The organism is Dyella ginsengisoli LA-4 (genome assembly GCF_000334915.1).
GTDB classification, from domain to species: domain Bacteria; phylum Pseudomonadota; class Gammaproteobacteria; order Xanthomonadales; family Rhodanobacteraceae; genus Dyella_A; species Dyella_A ginsengisoli_A.
In genome coordinates, this window is the sequence record NZ_AMSF01000033.1 from 83101 (window position 1) to 103095 (window position 19995).

The window sequence follows — 19995 nt, forward strand, 5'->3', positions numbered from 1 at the left end:
CGCTGGGCGGAGACGCTTCGGGCGCGAACGTCATCGCCAGCTGCGACCGCTGTGCGGTGCGTCATCGCCATAGAGATCCTTGGGAGCTGGCGTGGGCCGAAGGCAGTCACTGGTCGGAAGCAAAGGCGGCTCGAAGGCTGGAAGCGCTCGCGACGTGTGCACAGATGCCGGTCCCAAAAGCGCGTTCGCGTTCGAAAGCGCAGGCCCGAGCATGGCTCGAAGAGACGCGATGGACGGTGGCGCCGCGTGTGGGCGTGGTTGCTTGGCCGCTCGCTGGCGGCGTGCTGGCGGGGCCGGTTGTGACGGGAGCCAGCCCGGGTTGGGCAGCATTAGCGAGCGCTCTGCGTTCAATGGGCGGTGAGCGAGTGGCGCTCGCGCCCGGCGTGGTCTGGGTGCCCGCACCGATATGGATACAGGCGAAGTCGATATTGATCGAGCGCGGGGCGCTCGTGCACGATGAGGCGAAGGGCATCGGAGCGCGCCAATGGACAGCAACATGATGAACCCCGGATGGCCCGCGCTGGGACTCAGTCTCTTGTCCCTATTCGTGTCCTTCTGGCGGACCCGCAACCGTCTCAGAACTTCCTTGGGAACCGGGGACTATGGTCAGGGGATCTCAGTCTATGTTTACAACCCGACGGGCCAGGCTCTGCAGGTGATTGCCGTCGGGATGATCCAGGGTGATGGCAGCCTCAGCGACTGGATGGACGATGGCTCGATGATGTCACCGAGGATCGTCGCACCGCGCACGATGGAGGTGATAGAGAACCCGGACCTCACCTTCCAACTCCCGACGGTGTTCCGGCGGTCGTCCTCGAAAGGCTATGCCGGCTGCTATGTAAGGACAGCCGATGGCAAGGCTCACTATTCAATCCGCCGCCCCTTCCGCTGGTGGTTGCTGCTGCGTTGGCGGCGTGAGCGTGCTGCCGCGAGTGCGTGGTTGCTGGACGATTAGCCCGCGCGGGTAACCAGGTTCTGGCCCTTCTCGCGCAGGTAAGCCAGCCCCCACGCCGCGAGCGCAGCCATTGACGGCCCTAGTTCCGCGCCCGTGGCTTCGAGTCGAGTCAAGAGGCTGTCGGGCACCCAGACGCTTGCCCTGCGATCCCGCCGCCCGTCCCCGTCCCGCTCCGGGTAGATCAGTGACCCAGCGAACTCGATCGTCAGAGGCCCCTTCCGGCGCCCGTGCTCGAACTCGCAACCCAGACCGCCCTGGTCTTCGGGCAACGGGATCACCGTCAACGTCCCACCCTTCCGCTCTAGCTCGTTCAGGGCGAAATCAGCAAGCGCGCAGAGCGTCGGCGCCAGTCGCTCACCGGCGCCAGTGAGCCCTTCGCGCAGACCCGCGGGCAGGCTGACTTTCAGCTTGTAGTCGTCGAGCGACAGCTGCATCAGCGCGATGACGCGCCCGGCCCCAGGTTCGAGCGTGTGATGAAAAGCCGGGCCTGCGATCGCCTGGACATCTGCTCGCTTCTTCACCGGCTTGCGCACGACAGACGCGACCTTCGCCCGCGCCGGCGCGGCCGTGGCCTGGGTCACCCAGTCGATTTTCTTCGTCGTCTTCATGCCGCTTCCTTCCTATGCTGCGCGCCCAGGTGCGCGAGAACGCGCGCCACAGTGTCTTCGAATTCTTCGCGAGCAGCCGCGAGGCCAATGATGCCCGTTCCGTCTGTATATAGCGTCGCACCTTGGCCGAAGAGCGACCCATACGCCGCACGGTCTCGGACAACTGGAACCGCAAGGACGCTGGCCAGCCGTCGTTGCTCGGCTCGTTCAAGGCGAACGCGCGACGGTAGCAAGAGCGGCGGCAGTGAGCGATGCCGCAGGCTGTCGATCACGCGCGTCGCTGAGAAAAAGCTGCCGGGATCCAGGGGCGTCGGCACGATAACGAGGCCCTCGGGCAGCTGGTGCGCGGCCCGACCGCCCGGCGGGTGATCGTGGACGACGTAGTCATACGCTTGCGCGGCGCTCGACGTGAGCGATTTCAGAACCGGGAACGGTGTCGGTCGCCCCGCCGCTTGGGCTTGCGCGAGCCAACGCGTTGCGCCGCCCTGCGCGCCATTGGGATCGGCGTCCACCAGGGCGACCCGGTGGCCGCGATGAGCGAGCGCTGCGGCGAGTGAGAGCACTGCGGTCGTTTTTCCGCTCCCGCCTTTACTGCTGAAGATGTGGATGGCTTGCATGTCAGAAGCTCCTGGGTGCGAAGGCCAGCTGTGGCATGACGTGCAGCACCGAGGCCGTGTTGTCGTAGCCGTCGCGCTGGCTCTTGCCGTTGCAGCTCGACCCCAGGTGCTCAAAGGTCCCAAACCCTGTGATCGGAATCCGCCCCGCTTCTGCAATCTGCCGCATACGCTCGCGCAACCGGGGCGGGTTGCCCCATGACGCGGGAAGCTGAGACATCGCGTCGCGCGCTTCCGGATCTGCTCCTGCGTCCAGCAGCAAGTTCACGATCTGCTCTGCCCGGTCGAGTTTTGACTTCGGGCCGTGGAGCGCGAGGGAGTAGCAGCGGCAGGCGAGGTGGAGCGGCGTCAGCTTGGCGAAGAGCCGGACCCCGTTGATGTCCGGGCACGCTGCCAAGAGCTTCTGGACAGCTTCGACGTCGGCACGCTGAATCGCGTCCGCAAACAGCGCAGCGTCGGCGGTAGGCCTGGGCGAGTCGGTGACCTTGCGACGCGTGATTTCGATGAGAGCGGTGCTGATCATATGAGACCTCGGGTAATTTGGGATGGAAATTGGGGGTTCGTGCAACCCCCTTCTTTTCTCAAGCTAGTCGAAATCAGATGGACGTCAATCGCATGTCGATCATGGATTTGATCCGCGGGCGCGTTCGAGCGCCTGACGCAGCGGAGACACAAAAGAGGGCGGGACGCGCAGCGAGAAACCGGAGCGGAAGTCGTGCTCAGCTGGATGCCGATGCATGGCGGTGAGCAGCCCGTCGTCGGTCAGCGTGATCTCGCCCGGGGCGTAGCGGTTGTGGTCGTCGTGGGTGAAGTTGCCCATCGTCGGGCGATCGGGCCACATCTGGATATCGACGCTGATCCACAGATAGCCCTCCTCCGTCACGCCAATTCGGATCCGGAGGGTGTCGTCGAGGACACCCCACAAATTGGGTTCCTGCCAGGTGTAGAGGCTCATGATCAGTCTTCACCGGGGAGCATGACGGTGCCGACGGGCTCAGCGTTGTCACCGGGTCCGATCTGCATCTTGAGCTGCACCACATCGACGCCGCCGTCCTCTCGCTCTGCGTCGTATGCAAAGAAAAGGCAGTCGCCCACCGGCTCAGCCAAGCCCAACTTCGCCCGATGCTCGCTCTGTCGGTATTCCAGCATCGCCGCCGCGAGCACCGCGGTTGCTTTGGCGAGAAGCTCCGCGAGGTCAGTTCCAAACCCCATCGTTGCGCCCCAGGCGCTCGCCGTCATGGCCAAGGGCACTTTGAAGCCAGCGGCGCGGCTGGCGCTCTCGGGCACCTCAACCAGCACGCCATCGTCGATCGCCTCAGCCCGGCTATAGCTGTGGATCACGGGACCGAACATCGATTCATCGCTCATCTCTCTCTCCTTGGTCATTGCTGGCCCCAACAAGGGGCAGCGGGTGCGAACACGCTGCGAATGGCAGCCGCCCGCCCGGCAGCGGAGGCGCGGTCAAGAGAAGAAGTGATGGGGCTGGCGCGGCCCGCAGCCGAAGGCGAGGACACGGGCCCCGGAACGACTCTTGAGCGAAGAAGCCTCTGCGAGAGGGCCGCTCTCGCTCTTGCTCTGGATTTGAGCTCGTCGCAAGATCTTGTCGCCAGCCCTAGAGCTGGCCCATAACGACAACAACAAAGGAGAAGAACATGGGCGATTGGTCAGAAGCGATGGAAGACGGAGCGATCTGCCAGGGCTGTGCGCTGCCGATGGGCGGATCAGGACAGCCGGGGCTGTGCCCGGAGTGCGCAGCGCGGCGTGATGGCGAGGGGCGCGACAAACTCGGGCCCCGATGGCTTCCGGACAACAGCGCGAACCGCCCGCGCTGAGCGTCGCAGGGCCCCTTTCGGGGCCCTGTTTGCTATCAGGAGCCAGGGGCCCCGCGAGCCCCAGGCGCGGTTGCAGTGGTGTTCTTGCCCCCTTGTGCGCGAAGCGTGGGCAACGCGGTGGGCGATTGCGTGGGCAAGCCAAGGGCTTGTCCATCCGTCATCCACGGGGTTGTCCACCGGTGCCCATCGGGCATCGGGCACAATCGCCTCAGTAGCAAATCTGGGACGCGGACCATGCCGGACACTGCCACCACTTTAGAGCTTGCGGACCAGTTGCTGAGCACCGCCCAGGCTCTGTTGGCGCGGATGCGTCCGGCACTCTCGGCGCCTGATCGGCCTCGGTGTGCCCTTTTCCTAACGATCGTGGAGCAATACGAGTCGGCTCTTCATCTGGCGCGGATCGGCCTGGTCACCCACAGCGCGGTCCACGTGCGCTCGATGCTGGAAGCCCTGGTGGCCATGACCCTGTTGGGCCAGGACAGTGGGTTCGTAGACCAGATGCGCTACGAGCGGCTCCGGGGCGAAAAGAAGGTCTACGAAAACGTGCTGGCCAACACCACGGGACTGCCGCCCGACCAGCGCGTGGACCTAGACGCGCGTCTGGCCGCATGTAAGGCCGCCTTCGATCCACTCCATGCCAAGGGCCTGCGGCCGCATGTGATCAGCAAGGATTTCAGCAAAGCGGGTTTCGAGGATTTGGCCGCGCCCTACGCCATGCTCTGCGGGTTTTCTCACAATGACCTGTTCGTCCTGGCCTACAGGCATCAGGGTGACCAGGGAATGACGTATCGCGCAGCGGTTGCCCCTGAGGTGGTGCTCACGATCATGTCCGCGGCCATGGTCACCCTGGTCGCCGCGGCGCAGCCTTTGGATGGGTTGGCTAAGTTCCCCGATGGGCATTTCGAGCAACACATCGGGGAGATGGACCGGCTCTTGGGTGTATTCCTGACCGCCAACGCTCAATCGGCCTGATGCCATGGAACAGCTCCCCCAGTGCCTCTTCGATGTCTTCGCGCTCTCCCTGCCCCGCGGCTTGGGCTTCGGTGAGAACCCTCCCGTCAGTTCCTGGCGGAGTGATGATTGGATCACTGTCGGCGCGCTGACCATGAATGACACATCGAATAGGCATGGCGTCCTGGTCATGCGGCGCCGAGAAGACGAGGTGTGGGCCGTGCTCCGTTGGGACAAAGATGCCTTCACCGAAGAGGAAGCCACGGCGATCCTGCGTCAGGCGTGCGATGAAAAGGCGGCTCGGCTTCCGATTCCACCTGGCACGAGGCGGCGCCCTTCACTGGCTGACGTGAGCGGCAAAGAACCTAGCGGCATCTTTAAGCTGTTGGCGGAGCCCTGTCGGCATCGAGGGGCATGGATTCTCAATCAGTTGTATCTGGCCATGCCGAACCCGGATGAAAATTGGGCCAGCGACTGCCGCACTGACAATTTCCACACCCGGCTCTGGGAGGCGCTCTTGTTGGCCAGCTTCCGGGAGCAAGGGCTCCTCGTGACCCAGGATCACCCCTCGCCGGATTTCCACGTGTCCAACCGCAAGGGAGGTGAGGCGTGGGTCGAGGCGGTGACCGCCAACCCGGCTGAGCGCTACGACCACGCGAACGCCCAACAAGCCCCCATGCCACTGGATCGCCGCGAGCTCATGCTGGGCCCTGCGGCGGTTCGATTTGCTAAGACGATCAAGAGCAAGCTAGATAAGCGCTACGCCCACATGCCTCACGTTGCAGGGCGGCCCTTTGCAATCGCCCTCGCTGATTTCCACGCGCCTGGTTCCATGGTGTGGAGCCGGTCGGCGTTGATGGGTTATCTCTACGGGCTCTATGCCCACGAGGTTGAGGTGGAGGGCAAACGAGTGGCCGTGCCGGAAGATGTCGAGACGCTGATGGGGGATCAGCGCATCCCTGCTGGACTCTTCATGACTCCTGCAGGTGAAGAGCTGTCCGCCGTGATCTTCTCGAACGCTGCAACGCTGTCCAAGCTCAGTCGAGTCCCGCGGTCGTTTGGCGGTCCGACTGAGGACTACCGCTATGTGCGCTTTGGCGAATTCGCGGACTTTTCACCAGGCGCGCTTCGCGGCATCCCGTTCTGCATGGACGTGAACAGCGATGAATACCGCGCGCTCTGGGAGCCCTATCCCTATGAGCCTTGGACGGCAGAGATGGAAGTCTTCCACAATCCACGCGCCAAACACCCGATCAATCCAGCACTATTCCCTGAGGCCGACCACTGGCTCCCAATCGACGGGGTCATGGATTGCAAGCGCTACTACAAGCACAGCATCCTCAAATCACGCACCCTGATTCTCCGAGCAAATCAACCGGTCCCGAAGGTCGAGGATCTGGTGTTTGAGGAGACCGACGACAGCGCCGATAGTTGATCAGGCGGCACCGAGGTTAAAGACGAACGCCGCCCAGTGATGGGCGGCGTTATTCGTTGGTCGTCACTTGGCTGGGTAAGCGTAAGCGACGGCGCGACTGTAATCCCGGAGCAGTTCCGGGCGATACCAGTGCGCAGCGTCGCGGCGCCGGCCTTCTGCAAGCACCTTCTTCAGCGAGCGCCCTTTTAGCACCTCATCGTCCACGTGACGGCCTACGGCGATCAAACTACCGCGCGTTGCAAAATCGATGTTATTAGCGTTCATGGTGTAACTCCTCTATTACAAATGATGGACTGATGGACTTGCATTAAGGATCTCACAGCCGTGAATATCCTTAATTAAAAATCTAGGGATAAAAACATCTTCGTCAATCGCATATCAGACTAGATATTCAAGAAATGCGAAGCAAATCACAATTATTCGATTATCAATTACGTGATTTCGCGCTCGCGCTGCTGCCAATAGCGCGCACGAATTACGGGGGCAGTCACTCGCTCCAGCTCCGCTGCAATCCCCCGCCGAAACCGCTCGATGACGCCCTCAATTTGGTCCGATGGGATCCACTCGATCCAGAACCCCTCCTGGTTCGCGCTGTAGCCAAGCAAGTAGCCGCTCTGGTGCGGTTCGAGACGAAGGCCGACTTCTTTGCCAGCTTCAATGATGTCGGATGGGCTCATGCTTGCGGCTCCGAAGGGCAGTAGGTGGGGTTCACGATGCCTTTCGCACGTGCGTCAACGCATTGCGCGTCTGCGTAGTGGAAGATGGGCTGCTTCGAGTAGCCTGGCCGCGGACCACCGTAAGACTGCGCGATCAGGGTGTGGGTGCCGCTGGTGCAGAGCTTGGTCGCGTCCGCTGCTTCGGTGACTTCCTGGCCATCTACGTAGACGTGGGTCCAGCGCCCGGCTTCAGCACCGGCGATGCGCTGGCAGACATCAGCAGGAAGAGTGTCGAGCTCGACTTGCCAGCCATCAGCGGGCATCCCGCCGAGATTCGCGTTAGCGAGCGAGAGGGCGCCCCAGGCGGTGCTGTGCCAGTTGCCGGAGCCGTCTTGCAGCCAGCCCTGTTGCGAGGCCGTGTAGGCGGCGAGGTCAGAGAAGTTTTGGCGCGATGCGTAGGCGGTCGTGACGGCGTCATGGAGGTGATCTAAGCGGCTGATCTCTTGCTCAGCGCTTGCAGCGCCGGAAGCCGGGGAGAAGACGGCGACTGAGGCGGTCGTCAGAGCGAGGCCCAGGGCCAAGGCCAGGATCGTTTCGAAAAGACCGAAGCCGGTGGAAGAAGATGGGGTTTTCATAGTGATCTCCAGTGTGATTAAGGGGGTTCTGCAACCCCTCTATATAATCAACGTAGGCCGAATTTCGGCGTCGTCAATAGCACGTCGATCACTGTCGATCAGGGCATTGCAGAGAAAAGGTCCGAAATGATGTCTAACGCAACTTCGTCAATGGCGATGATGCGGCGCGAAGCGCCCTGCCCTGCTTTTCACCCACCCACTGACGGGCTTTTGTGCTTTTTTCGCTCTTCCCGGTTTTTGCTTTTGATGTTTTCCAATCTCCCGCCGAAAGGGCGAAGAGCGGGAAGAGCGGAAAAGCTCTATAGCCCGGCTCCGCCGGGCCTGACGGAGAAGATCGGGCCGGGCCTAAGCCCGGCGCTGTGGCTCGTGCTGTTCACCACCCATGAATAAAGAGTCCGCCGCGCCACCGCGCGGCGTCTTCTATCTAGGGTTTCTAAAAAGCTCTTTTCTAAAAGCTTTTATCTGCAAACCCGGAAACCCGCGCCGCACAAGGGTTTGGAGGGGGTGACCATCCCACTTATTGCCCCCTCCTGATCCCAGTTATTGCCCCTCCCCCATCCCACTTATTGCCCCTCCGTATCCCACTTATTGCCCCTCCGTATCCCACTTATTGCCCCCCTTTTATCCGAGTTATTGCCCCCCCTCATGCGTCTAGGGGGCTTGCCAAGATCAGATTTTTCGCTAGAAAAATGGCGAAGGCATGTGGCCTTCATGCAGAAGGCCCCGCCATGTATCGCCCCGCTCATCAATCGCCTGGCATCTCCCGCTTCGCTCCGCCTCCGCAGATCGCTCGCGCTCGCTATAGCCCGGATGGCCCCAGCTTTGAGCAGCAGCGCGTGGCGACGCTTCAGTCCGCGCGAGCACCGCAACCGCAATCTGGCCTACCGCTGGCGTTCGTCAGATCCGCACTCTTCGCAGTCAGCGACACCGGCACGCATCTGAAGCGTGAGCGTCTGCCCGTAGGCCCTTTGGCCGGCTCCCAGGCGCGCGCTGACGAGCCAACGCTGGTCTACACGGGCCCGCGCCTGGGTCAGCAGCACGCGCTCGTGTGGCAAGCGCTGATGACCCTCTCGATCCGCCGCAAATGTGCGGATCCGAGCTTCGGCGAGGAGCTGGTCATCAGCCGACGCGACATCCTCGAAGTGCTGGGCTGGAAGAGCACCAGCAGCGCCGCCCGTTCGTGGGTCTGGTCTTTGCTCCTGGACCTTCAAGGAGCCATCCTCGAACTTCGCACGCCTCGACACACGTTCTCTCAATCGCTGATCAGTAGCATCGAAGTGGACGAGGTCACGGGCCGCATGAAGATCCAGATCCCAGATCGGGCTTTAGCTCTACTCACCGATGAAGTCGCCTGCATCGACTTGACTCGCAAGCGCTCGCTGGGCAGGGACCCGCTTACCCTTTGGCTGCACGACTTCATCAGCAGCCAGCATAACGACCCGTCGCGCATGATCCCCTGGGCCGTCGATGCGCTTCGCACGCTCTCTGGCAGCACCAAGCCGCTCTCGAAGTTCCGCGCTTCGCTGAAGAAAGCGGCGGCAGCACTGACGACATGTGAGAGCCCGCTGCTAACGAAATGGCGGATCGACGATCAAGACCGGCTCGTCTACACGAAGACCAAGACCAGAGTCGTCTTCCTGCCCGCGCCTGCGCTTGAGGTTCAGGAAGCGAAGTCGAAGCAACAGCAGGCATGGGAGGCGGCGAGAGACCAGCGCGAGCGGATCATCCTGTGAAAGAAAAGGGCGCCCCGAGGGCGCCCATTGCCTTCATCCAGGAGCTCAACTAGGAACTGGTCAGTGCTTGGTGGATTGGGCGGCTTCCGCCGCGGTGGCTTCGTTGATGCGGGCCACCAAGGTTTCAAAGGTCGCCTCCACCTGTTCCGGCTTCGCCCCGCGCATGAGGGTTGCAAAGATACTGACCTCATAGATGACGTGTGAAATCACTTCGGCGTGATCCAGACCCTTCATCTCAGTCATGTCGTAGCCGATGCCCTGTTTCTTGCGGTCGTCGTTCGTCTTCAACTCGAAAACGGGCACCGCCTCACGTGGGAGCTGGGGCCATTCATTCTGAGCAAATCGCCAGGCGCGTTGGGTCAGCTCAGCGAGGTAGTCAAAGGTGATCGTATTCATGAGTGTCTCCTTGTGGGTTTAAGAAGAGGGGTTGCATAACCCCTCTATGATTTTCAATTTAGGCCGCATTTGAGATCTGTCAACGGCCCAAAACCGTCAGTCGATCATGACTTGGCATGCCTTCTCGCAGAGTTGGGTAAAACGCTCTGGGCGCGTTGAGGTCGCTGTGTCAGCGCCGCTTACTCCTGTGCGCCCGCCGTTTTTTCAACGGAAGCCAGTTCATTGGCTGAAGGCACGGAAGCGGCGCAACGCGGAACCGTCCTTCGAAAACACCCAAGCACCCCTCTCGCGTGTAGATGTAAACAGCCAGGGGCTTTCCGTGACTTTCGCGGCCAACGTTATGGTCCGAGTTCCGCGCGTCAATGATGGCCACGAAGGGGCAAACCGTCCCGTCATCAAACAGGATTTCGTAAGCATCGTGGACCCCCAAGTAGCCGCGCGTCACCGCGATGTTTTCAGCGGTCAACATTTCGGCCAGGGCGTTGGTCTGATTGTCAGGAATGAGGATGCGCAAGGCCCCCGCATTCCAACTAGCGAAGATGAAGCCCGCTTGCGCGTTTTCGGTATCGTAGTAATTGGTTTCCATGAGTTCGGGCCCATGGTTGATCACCAGAATGTGGTTCGTCGTCTCGCTCGGATTGAACATGGCTTTTCTCCTAGATTTGGGCATGACTTCCCCGTCACCGCGCGAGGCAGCTTTTGGGGGGTCGGTTGTTGGGAGGGTTTAAGGGATCAACGCCCTGGGCGCGTTGAGAGATGCGGAGGTGCAACGGTCACTTACGAACGAAATTCAGCCCTGTTCGACATAGATCGGCAGATCGTAAAGCTGCCCGTCCCGATCAAGATTGAGCCAGTCGGCGCCATGAGCGACAGCCATCCGGATCAGGCCAGCCAAGCCTTCGCTCACGCCTTCCAGCTCCACATCCCACGCCGCCGCGACTTCGGCTTCTGTGGCGTCCGCGGGAAGACCCACGTTGAGGTTCACCAAGGCGTTGCAGTCACCCCAAGTGACTTGCCCGTGGAAGTTGCCAATGCGGATGCCCGGGTTGCTGGCCATGGCTTCAAGGGCTTCGAGCTCGTGCTGGGGCACGTGAGCGAAGCTGGCATCCAGCATCACGCGCAGAAAGGGGTGCTCTTCGTAGTGGTTGCCGAAGCCATCAAAGGTCTTGCCGAGCCCATCGAGCAGCACCCGAATGGGCACCTGGTCCTGTAAAGCCAGGCAAAGCGATTCCAGGGCATCGCGGAAAACGTTGTCGAAAATCTCGCCGGAGGGAATGGCGCGATCAATGGCGTCTTGAAGGGTGTCGTGAAGATAGGACATGCGTTTCTCCTCGGGTTTGGGCATGACTTCCCCGTCACCGCTGTTCACTGCGATGAGGTGGGTCGTCGGTTGGTTAGGAAGTGCGGATCCCAACGCCCCGGGCGCGCTGAGATAGGTCGGCTGAGACCTGTAGATACAATGCGCCGACCTCAGACTTGAAACAAGCCCAAGTCATTGTTACGTTTATATTTTTTCACGTTCCAGGCTGCACCATTTGGCACCGCCTTGCATCGCCTGGCCCCAACCTGCACCGCCCAGCCGGAAATTTTTCGTTCAGGTTTTGGTGCCCAGGGCCGCAGCCATGATCTGCTGCAGGAACGCCGGATCTTGGCGCAACCGGTTCAGCACGACATCCATGTCCAGCCCAGGCCCCGGCGACGCCGACTTCTTGACTGGGAGGCCGAGGAGTTCACGCAAGCGGTTCTCCCGCTTCTGGAACAAGGGCCGAAGCGTGGTCGCTTTGTCTTCGAGATAGCGTCGGGTCGCGCCAGCGATCTTGCTGCCGCCTTTCCCCGCGGCATGGTGAAGCGCGGCTCCGGCGACGAGCAGGCGAGCCGTTTCCACCAGCTCTTCGTCGCTGCCCAGCTCGCGGGCCAGGGAGCGCCGCAGATCATGCGCCGTGAGCCGAACGCCCGTCTTCTCTTCGAGGGCGGTGAGGACACCGCGTGGGCTGCTGATCGGGCGTCCATGCTCGCGGGATGGAAACACATACTTGCCGGGGTCGTCGGGGCGCCACAATTCATTGAGCCGTTGACGCTCCAGCAGGATCTCGGTGGCCCAGGGGCAAAGGGGCACGACATCGAGCGACCCGCTTTTCGTCGTGTCTTCCGAGAGCCAGACCAGGCCGCGGCTGAAGTCCACCTGGTTCCATTCCAGCAGCTGGGTTTCCTGGGCGCGCGTGCCCCACAGGATCAAGCAGAGATACCAGTCGACCATCGCGGCCATATGGGGCTTGATAGCTTTGCTGCGCGGCGAGGCGCGCTTCGTGAAGACGGCTGGGTCGTGCGCTTCCTTCTGCATCGCCAGCAGGGCTCGGAGCCACTCGATGTGCGCATCCGATCGCGTGTCGAGCGCGGACTCAACCAGGCGGTCCTTGGGCCACTCCGCCTTGTTGGCTTCGCGCCACATCTGGAACGGCCCTTCGTCCCGTCCGGTTTTCAGTTTCAGCTGCTTCGCCGCCCGCCACCAGGCCGCATCCAAGTGCCGGTAGATCTTGTCGATCGTGCCCTTGGACACGGATTTGGGTCCCCAGCGCACCGAGACTGCTTGCCCCAGGGCTTTGCGCAAGAAGGGGGTGAGACTGGCTTCCACGTCTTCCAGGGCGAGGCTCTTCACCGGCACGTGCCACATGGGGGATCCTTCCATCCACCGCTGGACTTTGATGCGGTCCTCGGTGCTCGCGTCGCGCAACTTCGCGTCCACCTGCCGGCGCTTCCCGACACCGACCTGCAGCGGTGTGTCCTCAAGCTGGATCTTATGCTTGCGCTTCGCCTCGATGTGATCAGCGAACGCCACCGCCATGGTCAACCGACGCTCTTCTGCGTCTTGCCGAGACTCTTCTTGATGCTTCGCCCGATAGGCGCGCGGATCGGCACCTGCTTCCATGGCCACCAGCCACTCGCGGGCTTGCTTGCGGGCGTCCGCCAGGGCCAGGACCGTGCCGGTGTAACCATCGACTTTCCTGGCCCGCGCCATGGCGAGGACCTTGGTCTTGCCCAGAAACTTCCGCTGCACGCACCACGTCATGGCACCGGGCGTGATGCGCAAAATCAAACCGGGCTGGCCCTGCTTGCCTCCGTCGCGGATGCGCCATTCGCTCACGCTCTCTGGCGTCGGCTCGGAGATCGGGCGGCCGTTTTTATCCAGGCCGACGATCCACCGATCGAAGCTCAGCTGATCAATCATTCCTTTGGAAAACTCGAACTGCACGGCCATGTCGATCCCCTGCTCTACGAAAGCATCTGGGTCGATGATACCCCGGTTTCTGGAACCCCCACGGAACCCCGCAGGGCGGTTTCTGGCGGTGCATGGCGGTGCATTCAGCAAATTCGGGCCTAGCGGGCTTAGTGGTCCAATCTGCCCGCGAAGTCCCGATGCCAGCCTTGCAGCTCAACGCTTAAAGCCCAGTGCCGGCGCGGCCTAGGGGCTTGACGCCCCTTCGCTCTTCCGGTTTAATACGCGGCTCAACCTAGTTGATTGGCCGGGTAGCTCAGTTGGTAGAGCAGGGGATTGAAAATCCCCGTGTCGGCGGTTCGATTCCGTCCCCGGCCACCATGCATTTTCAAAGCCCGCCTCACGGCGGGCTTTTTTTTGTGCGAAAACACAGGTCCGGGCCTTTCCGCAAGACCCGGATCTCGCGAATGCGCTCTGCCGCACAGATTTGCGCTCCGGCTCTGCTTCACTGAAATGGCAGGTGGGGCAAATCTCCTCGCCTGATGCTCGATGCCAGCCTCTTCATCCCGTCGTCATTCACTCGCACACAAGGGGACAACTCCATGATCAGGAAATCAGCAACTGCGATTATCTCGTCGGCCCTTCTCCTCGCAGGGTTCGCAACCAGCGCGCTGGCGAAGGATTCGACGTCCGGGCTCGGCCAGTCCTGGCCGAACGCCACCGACGTCAGCGCCACCCCCCATTGGCATGTCTACGCGTTCCAGAAGGACGGGATCCGCTATGTCCAGGTGAACGACCTCAACGGCGGGGTACAAGGCGCCATCGCAACGGCCGGTGGGCAGATCCTGCTGCTGCCGATCGGCAGCGTTTCGCAGTACATGAAAGTCGCCAACGCGCCGGCCACGTCCGGAGAAACGGTCTACAGCGACGGCCAGGTCTCCATCAGCGCGACCCCGCTGAGCAACGGCGCAACGCAGTTCACCGTCACCGCCACCTGTACCGGTGATCCGGTGGAATGCAACTCGCACCTGGCGCCGAACGCGACGACCACCGGCCTGACCACCCAGGCCAGCACTGCGGCCGCCACCTGCACCGGCGATCCGGTGGAATGCAACTCGCATCTGGCACCGAAGGCAGCGACCACCAGCCTGACCACCCAGGTCGGCACTGCGGCCGCCACCTGCACCGGCGATCCGGTGGAATGCAACTCGCATCTGGCACCGAAGGCAGCGACCACCAGCCTGACCACCCAGATCGGCACTGCGGCCGCCACCTGCACCGGCGATCCGGTGGAATGCAACTCGCATCTGGCACCGAAGACGGCGACCACCAGCCTGACCACCCAGGTCGGCACCGCGGCCGCCACCTGTACCGGCGATCCGGTGGAATGCAATTCGCACGTGGCACCGAACGCGGCGACCACCAGCCTGACCACCCAGACCAGTGCCGCTACCTGCACCGGCGACCCGGTGGAATGCAATTCGCACGTGGCACCGGCCGCATCGCACTGACCGGGGTTTGACCTGCTGTGGAACGGGCGCCGCGGCGCCCGTTCCACAGCCTCCGGGCTCAGACTTTCGCGAGCATCAGGCTTATCAGCACCGCATCGTCCGTCACGCGCTCGCGCAACACGCCGCCGAACAGGAAGATCCGGTCCCTCACGGCGTCCGGCCCCATGCCGCTGGCCGACAGGCCCATCGAAAGATCGCGCAGACGCTCGCTGCTCATCGCCGATGCCGGCTGACGGATACCGCGGATACGCACCACGACTCCGCAACCGGCCTCGTCGGACGCACCGACGCGCACCTGCATGCTCAGGCCGGACACGCGGTGGTCCTGGCACAAATGGACGACCAGATCGCAGATCGAGCGATAGAGCACAACCTGCGCTTCGCGCCCGAGGTCCAGCCCCCGCTCGTTGCGGAACGTGCACCAGTAGCGCACGCCGGCATCGTTGAGTGCGCGGGCGACCGTCCCCTGCCGCAACTCCGCGGCCAGGCCACCTTCGCGCCAAAGCACCGGATACAGGCTGTCCGCCAGCCGGTAGATCTGCTGCTGGGTCTCGGCCGCACGCAGCCGATACTCGCGCTCGTCCGGTGCCGGAATCGTATGGCGGACCCGGTCGAGCAGCTCCGAGTAGCTGTTGCGGAAATTCTCCCGCAACCCTTCCAACGCGCTCGAAGTCTGCCGAAGCTGCATCTCGCCCAGCCACAGGTTCCGCTGCGCCAGGGCAAGCGCCATGCGGGCGTCCTGCTGCTTGCGCGCCTCCTGCTCGGACAACACGGCGATCCGCCCACCAAGCAGCAGCAGGGTGGTGATCGCGAAGGCGATGAAAATCTGCGCTTCGAGGGTTCCCGTGTCGTAGAGCGCCGGCATGGTGGCAACCACCGCAACGCTGGCGGCCGAGCCGCCGACGGCGGCTCCCTTCCAGCCATGGCGCAACGCCAGCAGCACGACCGGCAGGAACATCATCATGCGGGCGGCCTGCCTGGCCCCTTCCTGGTTGCTTGCAGCCCCGGCCCAGGCAAGCATCGTCAGCGCAGGGATCATCACGCTGACCGACTCGATCACCAGCCGGTTGTGGATCAGCCGTTGCCAGTGCAACTCGCCGTTGATGGCCATCTCGCGCAGACAGAAGACCAGCGGGACCGAAGCGAGCACGGCCGTGAAGTTGCCCACGAACCACCGCGCAGCGTAGACCGGCATCCCCTGCCAGGCGTAGTCGGCCGGAAGCCGCATCACCGAGAGGGACAACACGTTCATGGAGGCCCACAGGGCCGCGCACACGAATGCGCAGAGCACCAGCAGCGGAATGTTGATCCGCCCCTTTGAATCGAGAAGCGCAAGCCGCTCCTTGCAAAACGCCACGACCGGCATGGCCAGACCGATCGGAGGGATCACGTAGAGGCATGCCCACGCCACCCCGAAGCGGTCCACCGACAGAGCGGCCAGCACCACCAGCGTCAGGGTCTCGCCCCCGAGCAGGGCCGGCCAGTAGCGATAGCCCACCAGCAGCAGGGCGCAGAGACGAAAGCCTGCAAAAACCTCCCAGTGGGAGAATGAAACCTGCCGGAGCGCCAGCATTCCGGCGCTGTACAGCCCTGCCGCCAGCAGCTGCCTTGCAAGGAAACTTCCGTATCTGGACCGCAGCATTGCTCCCCCCATCTCCGTGCTGGCTACATCCCCTGTATTCCGGTAACCCGATTTAGATGAGACCACCGCGCCCATGGCGCGACCAGCCCACCCGTCCGGACCTCTTCTTCCCGCTTCCTTCCTTGCCATGCAAGCAGTTTGCCAAATCAACAGCGCCCGACACATGTCGTGAACGGAATCATCGGGCCCGAGGCTTTCAGTGCGCACACACGGCACCTGAACAGCTATCGGCCGGCACGCGCTCCAGCTTGAGCAACCTCCTGCAAAGATACACCGAACGCCGTCACAATTAGTGCCGCGCCGAGCCCTGACCACCCCCATGCACAAGAAACCCGTGTTTTTCGATCCCACCGGACGCCGGGCCAGCCGGCTGTCCCGCATGGGACTGACGCTGGCGGTCATAAGTACCCTGTTTGCGGTCGCTTTCGTGCTCAGCCTGTTCATCGCCCCGAGCATGACCGGCATCCGCCTGGGACAGCATGGCAAGGGGCTTCATGCGCTCGCCGGGGTCAAGATGGCGGCGCCCGAACTGGCCCGACCGGCGGCGAAGCTCGCCGCGGAGGTCCGGGCCAAGCAGAAGGCCGCGCACCATCACGCCCGCCCCGGGCGCCTGCACGGGCCCCCTCATGTTGCCCCGCCGCCCTCGCTGGACAAGCCCGATGGTCGCGCCCTGGCGATCGGCTTCTACGTGAACTGGGACGACAGCAGCTACCCCGCCCTCAAGCGCGCCCTGCCCACGCTGGACTGGGTGATCCCCGGCTGGATGAGCGTGAGTGGCCCTGACATGGCGCTCGACACGCATATCGATGCCAAGGCGCTGGATCTCATTCGTCGCGTCAAACCCTCCACGCCGATCCTGCCGTTGCTGCAGAACGCGGTGAACGGCGAATGGGACGGCACCGGCCTGGCGAAGATGCTGGCCAACCCTACTCTGCGCCACCAGCGCATCGCGCAGATCGTGGCCTTCCTCGATGCCAACAGGTTCCAGGGCGTCACGGTCGACTTCGAGAACCTGCCCGACAGCACCCAGCCGGACCTCAAGCAGTTCCTCGGCGAACTGGCTGACGCCTTCGCCCCGCATGGCTGGGGCATCGTGCTGTCGGTACCTTTCGACGACGAAGCCTGGGATTACGCCGGGCTGGCCAAGATAGTGGACTTCGAACTGCTGATGGCCTACGACCAGCACTGGGCCGGCCAGGATCCGGGCAGCATCGCCGCGCAGGACTGGTTCGAGAGCACGCTGGACAAGCGGATGAAGGAGCTGGACCCGGACCAGACCATCATCGCCATCGGCAGCTACGGTTATGACTGGGCCAAGGGCAAGACCGCCGAGGCGGTGACCTTCCAGGACGCCATGGACCGCGCCGCCGATGCCCAGGCCGATATCAGCTTCGACGACGACACCCAGAATCCGCACTTCTCCTACAGCGAGGACAACGGCACGGTCCACCAGCTGTGGTTCCTGGATGCGGCGACCGCGTACAACCAGATCCACGCCGCCGATGGCTACCAGCCCTACGGCTACGCCGTGTGGCGGCTGGGCTCGGAGGATCCGTCGATCTGGCCGCTGCTGGGACGGCCGTACGACTCGCCCGTGCCCGACTCGCTGCACGAGATCGACGCCGGCCAGGACATCGACATCGAGGGTCAGGGCGAAATCCTGCAGATCGCCTCCAAGCCCGAAGCCGGCGCACGCACCTTCACCGTCGACAAGGAAAGCGGCGAGATCGACGGCGAGCAGTACACCGCCCTGCCCAAGTCCTACGTGATCCAGCGCGTCGGCACGCAGCCGAAGAAGATTGCGCTGACCTTCGACGATGGCCCCGATCCGGACTGGACGCCGAAGATCCTGGACATCCTGAAGGAAAAGCACGTCCCGGCCACGTTCTTCATCATCGGCGAGAACGCCGAGGCCTCGCCGCGGCTGATCCAGCGGGAAGTGGCCGAAGGCCATGACGTCGGCAACCACACCTTCACCCACCCCAACCTGGGCGAGACGTCCCCGGGCATCACCGCGCTGGAGCTCAACGCCACACAGCGGCTGTTCGAGGCGCTGACCGGCCGCTCCATGCGGCTGTTCCGCGCGCCCTACTTCGGCGATGCCGAGCCGACCACGTCGGACGAGCTGGACCCGATCGCCCAGGCGCAGAAGATGGGCTACATCGCGGTGGGCCTGCACATCGACCCGGACGACTGGAAGCGTCCGCCGGCTGACGTGATCGTGCAGCGGGTGATCGACCAGGTGAACCACCAGTCGCCGGATCGGCAAAGCCGCGTGGTGCTGCTGCATGACGGCGGCGGCGACCGCGAGAACACCGTCGAGGCGCTGCCGCGGATCATCGACGCATTGCGCGCCGAGGGCTACCAGTTCGTCACCGTCTCGGAGCTGGCCGGTCTGACCCGCGACGAAGGCATGCCGCCGCTGACCATCGACTCGCTGTCGCAGTGGGCCGACCGCTCGGTGTTCCTCACTCTCGGCGGCTTCGGCCACCTGCTCAACTTCCTGTTCAAGGCGGCGATCTGGCTGGGCCTGGCGCGGCTCATCCTGCTCGGCGGACTGGGCGTGCTGAACTGGTGGCGCGACAAGCGCCGCGTGGTACCCGCGCTGCCCGAACCGGCGCCGCTGGTGTCGGTGCTGATCCCGGCCTTCAACGAGGAGAAGGTGATCGCCAGCTCGATCGCGCGCATCCTCGAAAGCCGCTACGACGCACTGGAAGTGATCGTGGTCGACGACGGCTCCACCGATGCCACTGCGCAGGTGGTCCGCGAACACTTCGCCGCCGAGCCGCGTGTGCAGCTCATCAGCGTTCCCAACGGCGGCAAGGCGAACGCGGTGAACACCGCGCTGCGCGCTTCGCACGGCCGCGTGGTGGTGGCGCTGGACGCCGACACCCAGTTCGAACCGATGACCATCGCCCGGCTGGTGCGCTGGTTCGCCGATCCCGCGATCGGCGCGGTCGCCGGCAACGCCAAGGTCGGCAACCGGATCAACCTGATCACCACCTGGCAGGCGCTGGAATACGTCACCGCGCAGAACCTGGAGCGCCGCGCGCTCGCCGCGCTGGGCGCGATCACCGTGGTGCCCGGCGCGGTCGGCGCCTGGCGGCGCGAGGCGCTGGAGCAGCTCGGCGGCTTCCCCGGCGACACGCTGGCCGAGGACCAGGACCTCACCATCGCGATCCAGAAGGCCGGCTACCGGACCCTGTTCGATGCCGAGGCGGTGGCCTGGACCGAGGCGCCGGATACCGCGCGCGGACTGGCCCGCCAGCGTTTCCGCTGGGCCTTCGGCACCCTGCAGTGCCTGTGGAAGCATCGCGACGCCACCTTCCGCCCGCGCTACGGCGCGCTGGGCATGGTCGCGCTGCCGCAGGTGTGGCTGTTCCAGATCGTATTCTCGGTAGTGTCGCCGCTGGTCGACCTGCTGCTGGTGTGGCAGATCATCGCCACGTTCCTGGACTATCTGCAGCACCGCGGCCAGTTCAACTACAGCAACCTGGTCACCATGGCCATGTTCTACGGCCTGTTCATGGCGGTGGACCTGGGCGCAGGCGTGCTGGCCTTCGCGATGGAGAAGCGCGAGCGCTGGAGCCTGCTGTGGTGGCTGTCGCTGCAGCGCTTCGGCTATCGCCAGCTGATGTACTACGTGGTGGTGCGCTCGGTCTCCACCGCGCTGCGCGGCCCGTCCGTCGGCTGGGGGCGGCAGGAGCGCAAGGCAACGGTGCAGGCAGGCGGAAACGGCGCCGATGGATCGGGCGAGGCTCACGCGCCGGCCTCGGAAAAGGAGCACGAAACCACCGACTGAACGCGGCTCCA

At 63.5% G+C, this 19995-nt stretch carries 19 protein-coding genes and 1 tRNA gene; 7 read left to right on the forward strand and 13 right to left on the reverse strand.

Annotated elements, in window-relative coordinates:
* The first annotated feature begins 484 nt into the window (after positions 1-484).
* Positions 485-955, forward strand: a complete 471-nt coding sequence (locus tag C693_RS0109555; RefSeq protein WP_017462045.1) for a hypothetical protein — start codon at positions 485-487, stop codon at positions 953-955.
* On the opposite strand, the gene C693_RS0109560 is transcribed toward C693_RS0109555, so the two are convergent.
* The 5 genes from C693_RS0109560 to C693_RS0109580 all read right to left on the reverse strand — a co-directional run bounded on the left by C693_RS0109560 (position 952) and on the right by C693_RS0109580 (position 3545).
* Complete coding sequence (locus C693_RS0109560; protein ID WP_017462046.1) at positions 952-1563, reverse strand: hypothetical protein; 612 nt, start codon at positions 1561-1563, stop codon at positions 952-954. The genes C693_RS0109555 and C693_RS0109560 overlap by 4 nt on opposite strands.
* The gene (locus C693_RS0109565; protein ID WP_017462047.1) at positions 1560-2180 is read right to left on the reverse strand and encodes a ParA family protein; all 621 of its coding nucleotides are present in this window, start codon (positions 2178-2180) and stop codon (positions 1560-1562) included. Before C693_RS0109565 ends, C693_RS0109560 begins: the two co-directional genes overlap by 4 nt.
* A gap of 1 nt (position 2181) precedes the next feature.
* On the reverse strand, positions 2182-2700 hold the full coding sequence (locus C693_RS0109570; RefSeq protein ID WP_017462048.1) for an ankyrin repeat domain-containing protein: 519 nt from the start codon (positions 2698-2700) through the stop codon (positions 2182-2184).
* 99 nt (positions 2701-2799) lie between these two features.
* Complete coding sequence (locus tag C693_RS0109575; RefSeq protein ID WP_017462049.1) at positions 2800-3132, reverse strand: hypothetical protein; 333 nt, start codon at positions 3130-3132, stop codon at positions 2800-2802.
* 2 nt (positions 3133-3134) lie between these two features.
* Complete coding sequence (locus C693_RS0109580; protein ID WP_017462050.1) at positions 3135-3545, reverse strand: DUF6573 family protein; 411 nt, start codon at positions 3543-3545, stop codon at positions 3135-3137.
* A 698-nt stretch (positions 3546-4243) separates the two neighbouring features.
* Between C693_RS0109580 and C693_RS0109585 the strand changes: the two genes are divergently transcribed.
* Both C693_RS0109585 and C693_RS0109590 read left to right on the forward strand, forming a co-directional pair.
* Positions 4244-4981 (forward strand): DUF5677 domain-containing protein, encoded by a 738-nt coding sequence (locus C693_RS0109585; RefSeq protein WP_017462051.1) that lies wholly within the window; start codon positions 4244-4246, stop codon positions 4979-4981.
* Positions 4982-4985: 4 nt separating this feature from the next.
* On the forward strand, positions 4986-6395 hold the full coding sequence (locus C693_RS0109590; RefSeq protein WP_017462052.1) for a hypothetical protein: 1410 nt from the start codon (positions 4986-4988) through the stop codon (positions 6393-6395).
* A 63-nt stretch (positions 6396-6458) separates the two neighbouring features.
* Here the strand turns inward: C693_RS0109590 and C693_RS23660 are convergent, their stop codons facing one another.
* The 3 genes from C693_RS23660 to C693_RS0109600 all read right to left on the reverse strand — a co-directional run bounded on the left by C693_RS23660 (position 6459) and on the right by C693_RS0109600 (position 7686).
* Positions 6459-6659, reverse strand: coding sequence for a hypothetical protein (locus C693_RS23660; protein ID WP_157798587.1), 201 nt, complete (start codon positions 6657-6659; stop codon positions 6459-6461).
* Positions 6660-6826: 167 nt separating this feature from the next.
* The gene (locus tag C693_RS0109595) at positions 6827-7072 is read right to left on the reverse strand and encodes a hypothetical protein (protein WP_017462053.1); all 246 of its coding nucleotides are present in this window, start codon (positions 7070-7072) and stop codon (positions 6827-6829) included.
* Positions 7069-7686, reverse strand: coding sequence for a hypothetical protein (locus tag C693_RS0109600; RefSeq protein WP_017462054.1), 618 nt, complete (start codon positions 7684-7686; stop codon positions 7069-7071). The genes C693_RS0109595 and C693_RS0109600 overlap by 4 nt, the downstream gene beginning before the upstream one ends.
* 728 nt (positions 7687-8414) lie before the next feature.
* Between C693_RS0109600 and C693_RS0109605 the strand changes: the two genes are divergently transcribed.
* Positions 8415-9419 (forward strand): hypothetical protein, encoded by a 1005-nt coding sequence (locus tag C693_RS0109605; RefSeq protein WP_157798588.1) that lies wholly within the window; start codon positions 8415-8417, stop codon positions 9417-9419.
* Between the two features lie 60 nt (positions 9420-9479).
* Here the strand turns inward: C693_RS0109605 and C693_RS0109610 are convergent, their stop codons facing one another.
* The 4 genes from C693_RS0109610 to C693_RS22620 form a co-directional block, all read right to left on the reverse strand.
* Positions 9480-9815: a hypothetical protein gene (locus C693_RS0109610; protein ID WP_017462056.1), complete on the reverse strand. Its 336-nt coding sequence runs from the start codon at positions 9813-9815 to the stop codon at positions 9480-9482.
* 169 nt (positions 9816-9984) lie between these two features.
* Positions 9985-10461: a hypothetical protein gene (locus C693_RS0109615; RefSeq protein ID WP_017462057.1), complete on the reverse strand. Its 477-nt coding sequence runs from the start codon at positions 10459-10461 to the stop codon at positions 9985-9987.
* A 144-nt stretch (positions 10462-10605) separates the two neighbouring features.
* Positions 10606-11136, reverse strand: coding sequence for a hypothetical protein (locus tag C693_RS0109620; protein ID WP_017462058.1), 531 nt, complete (start codon positions 11134-11136; stop codon positions 10606-10608).
* Between the two features lie 273 nt (positions 11137-11409).
* Positions 11410-13071 carry an integrase family protein gene (locus C693_RS22620; RefSeq protein ID WP_017462059.1) on the reverse strand — a complete coding sequence of 554 codons (1662 nt, stop codon included), beginning with the start codon at positions 13069-13071 and terminating at the stop codon, positions 11410-11412.
* A 263-nt stretch (positions 13072-13334) separates the two neighbouring features.
* Here C693_RS22620 and C693_RS0109630 point away from each other — a divergent pair.
* A tRNA-Phe gene (locus C693_RS0109630) sits at positions 13335-13410 on the forward strand.
* Positions 13411-13631: 221 nt separating this feature from the next.
* Positions 13632-14540: a hypothetical protein gene (locus tag C693_RS24010; RefSeq protein ID WP_198506854.1), complete on the forward strand. Its 909-nt coding sequence runs from the start codon at positions 13632-13634 to the stop codon at positions 14538-14540.
* A gap of 58 nt (positions 14541-14598) precedes the next feature.
* On the opposite strand, the gene C693_RS0109640 is transcribed toward C693_RS24010, so the two are convergent.
* The gene (locus C693_RS0109640; RefSeq protein ID WP_198506855.1) at positions 14599-16182 is read right to left on the reverse strand and encodes an MASE1 domain-containing protein; all 1584 of its coding nucleotides are present in this window, start codon (positions 16180-16182) and stop codon (positions 14599-14601) included.
* A 319-nt stretch (positions 16183-16501) separates the two neighbouring features.
* On the opposite strand from C693_RS0109640, the gene C693_RS21475 reads away from it, so the two are divergent.
* Positions 16502-19984 carry a polysaccharide deacetylase family protein gene (locus C693_RS21475; RefSeq protein WP_017462063.1) on the forward strand — a complete coding sequence of 1161 codons (3483 nt, stop codon included), beginning with the start codon at positions 16502-16504 and terminating at the stop codon, positions 19982-19984.
* Positions 19985-19995 lie beyond the last annotated feature (11 nt).

Coding starts and splice junctions, on each gene's coding strand:
- C693_RS0109610 (WP_017462056.1), bottom strand. CDS start 9,815: ATGAATACGATCACCTTTGACTACCTCGCTGAGCTGACCCAACGCGCC.
- C693_RS0109595 (WP_017462053.1), bottom strand. CDS start 7,072: ATGAGCCCATCCGACATCATTGAAGCTGGCAAAGAAGTCGGCCTTCGT.
- C693_RS0109560 (WP_017462046.1), bottom strand. CDS start 1,563: ATGAAGACGACGAAGAAAATCGACTGGGTGACCCAGGCCACGGCCGCG.
- C693_RS0109605 (WP_157798588.1), top strand. CDS start 8,415: ATGTATCGCCCCGCTCATCAATCGCCTGGCATCTCCCGCTTCGCTCCG.
- C693_RS0109580 (WP_017462050.1), bottom strand. CDS start 3,545: ATGAGCGATGAATCGATGTTCGGTCCCGTGATCCACAGCTATAGCCGG.
- C693_RS24010 (WP_198506854.1), top strand. CDS start 13,632: ATGATCAGGAAATCAGCAACTGCGATTATCTCGTCGGCCCTTCTCCTC.
- C693_RS0109590 (WP_017462052.1), top strand. CDS start 4,986: ATGGAACAGCTCCCCCAGTGCCTCTTCGATGTCTTCGCGCTCTCCCTG.
- C693_RS0109570 (WP_017462048.1), bottom strand. CDS start 2,700: ATGATCAGCACCGCTCTCATCGAAATCACGCGTCGCAAGGTCACCGAC.
- C693_RS0109620 (WP_017462058.1), bottom strand. CDS start 11,136: ATGTCCTATCTTCACGACACCCTTCAAGACGCCATTGATCGCGCCATT.
- C693_RS0109640 (WP_198506855.1), bottom strand. CDS start 16,182: ATGCTGCGGTCCAGATACGGAAGTTTCCTTGCAAGGCAGCTGCTGGCG.
- C693_RS0109585 (WP_017462051.1), top strand. CDS start 4,244: ATGCCGGACACTGCCACCACTTTAGAGCTTGCGGACCAGTTGCTGAGC.
- C693_RS23660 (WP_157798587.1), bottom strand. CDS start 6,659: ATGAACGCTAATAACATCGATTTTGCAACGCGCGGTAGTTTGATCGCC.
- C693_RS0109600 (WP_017462054.1), bottom strand. CDS start 7,686: ATGAAAACCCCATCTTCTTCCACCGGCTTCGGTCTTTTCGAAACGATC.
- C693_RS0109555 (WP_017462045.1), top strand. CDS start 485: ATGGACAGCAACATGATGAACCCCGGATGGCCCGCGCTGGGACTCAGT.
- C693_RS21475 (WP_017462063.1), top strand. CDS start 16,502: ATGCACAAGAAACCCGTGTTTTTCGATCCCACCGGACGCCGGGCCAGC.
- C693_RS0109575 (WP_017462049.1), bottom strand. CDS start 3,132: ATGAGCCTCTACACCTGGCAGGAACCCAATTTGTGGGGTGTCCTCGAC.
- C693_RS0109565 (WP_017462047.1), bottom strand. CDS start 2,180: ATGCAAGCCATCCACATCTTCAGCAGTAAAGGCGGGAGCGGAAAAACG.
- C693_RS0109615 (WP_017462057.1), bottom strand. CDS start 10,461: ATGTTCAATCCGAGCGAGACGACGAACCACATTCTGGTGATCAACCAT.
- C693_RS22620 (WP_017462059.1), bottom strand. CDS start 13,071: ATGGCCGTGCAGTTCGAGTTTTCCAAAGGAATGATTGATCAGCTGAGC.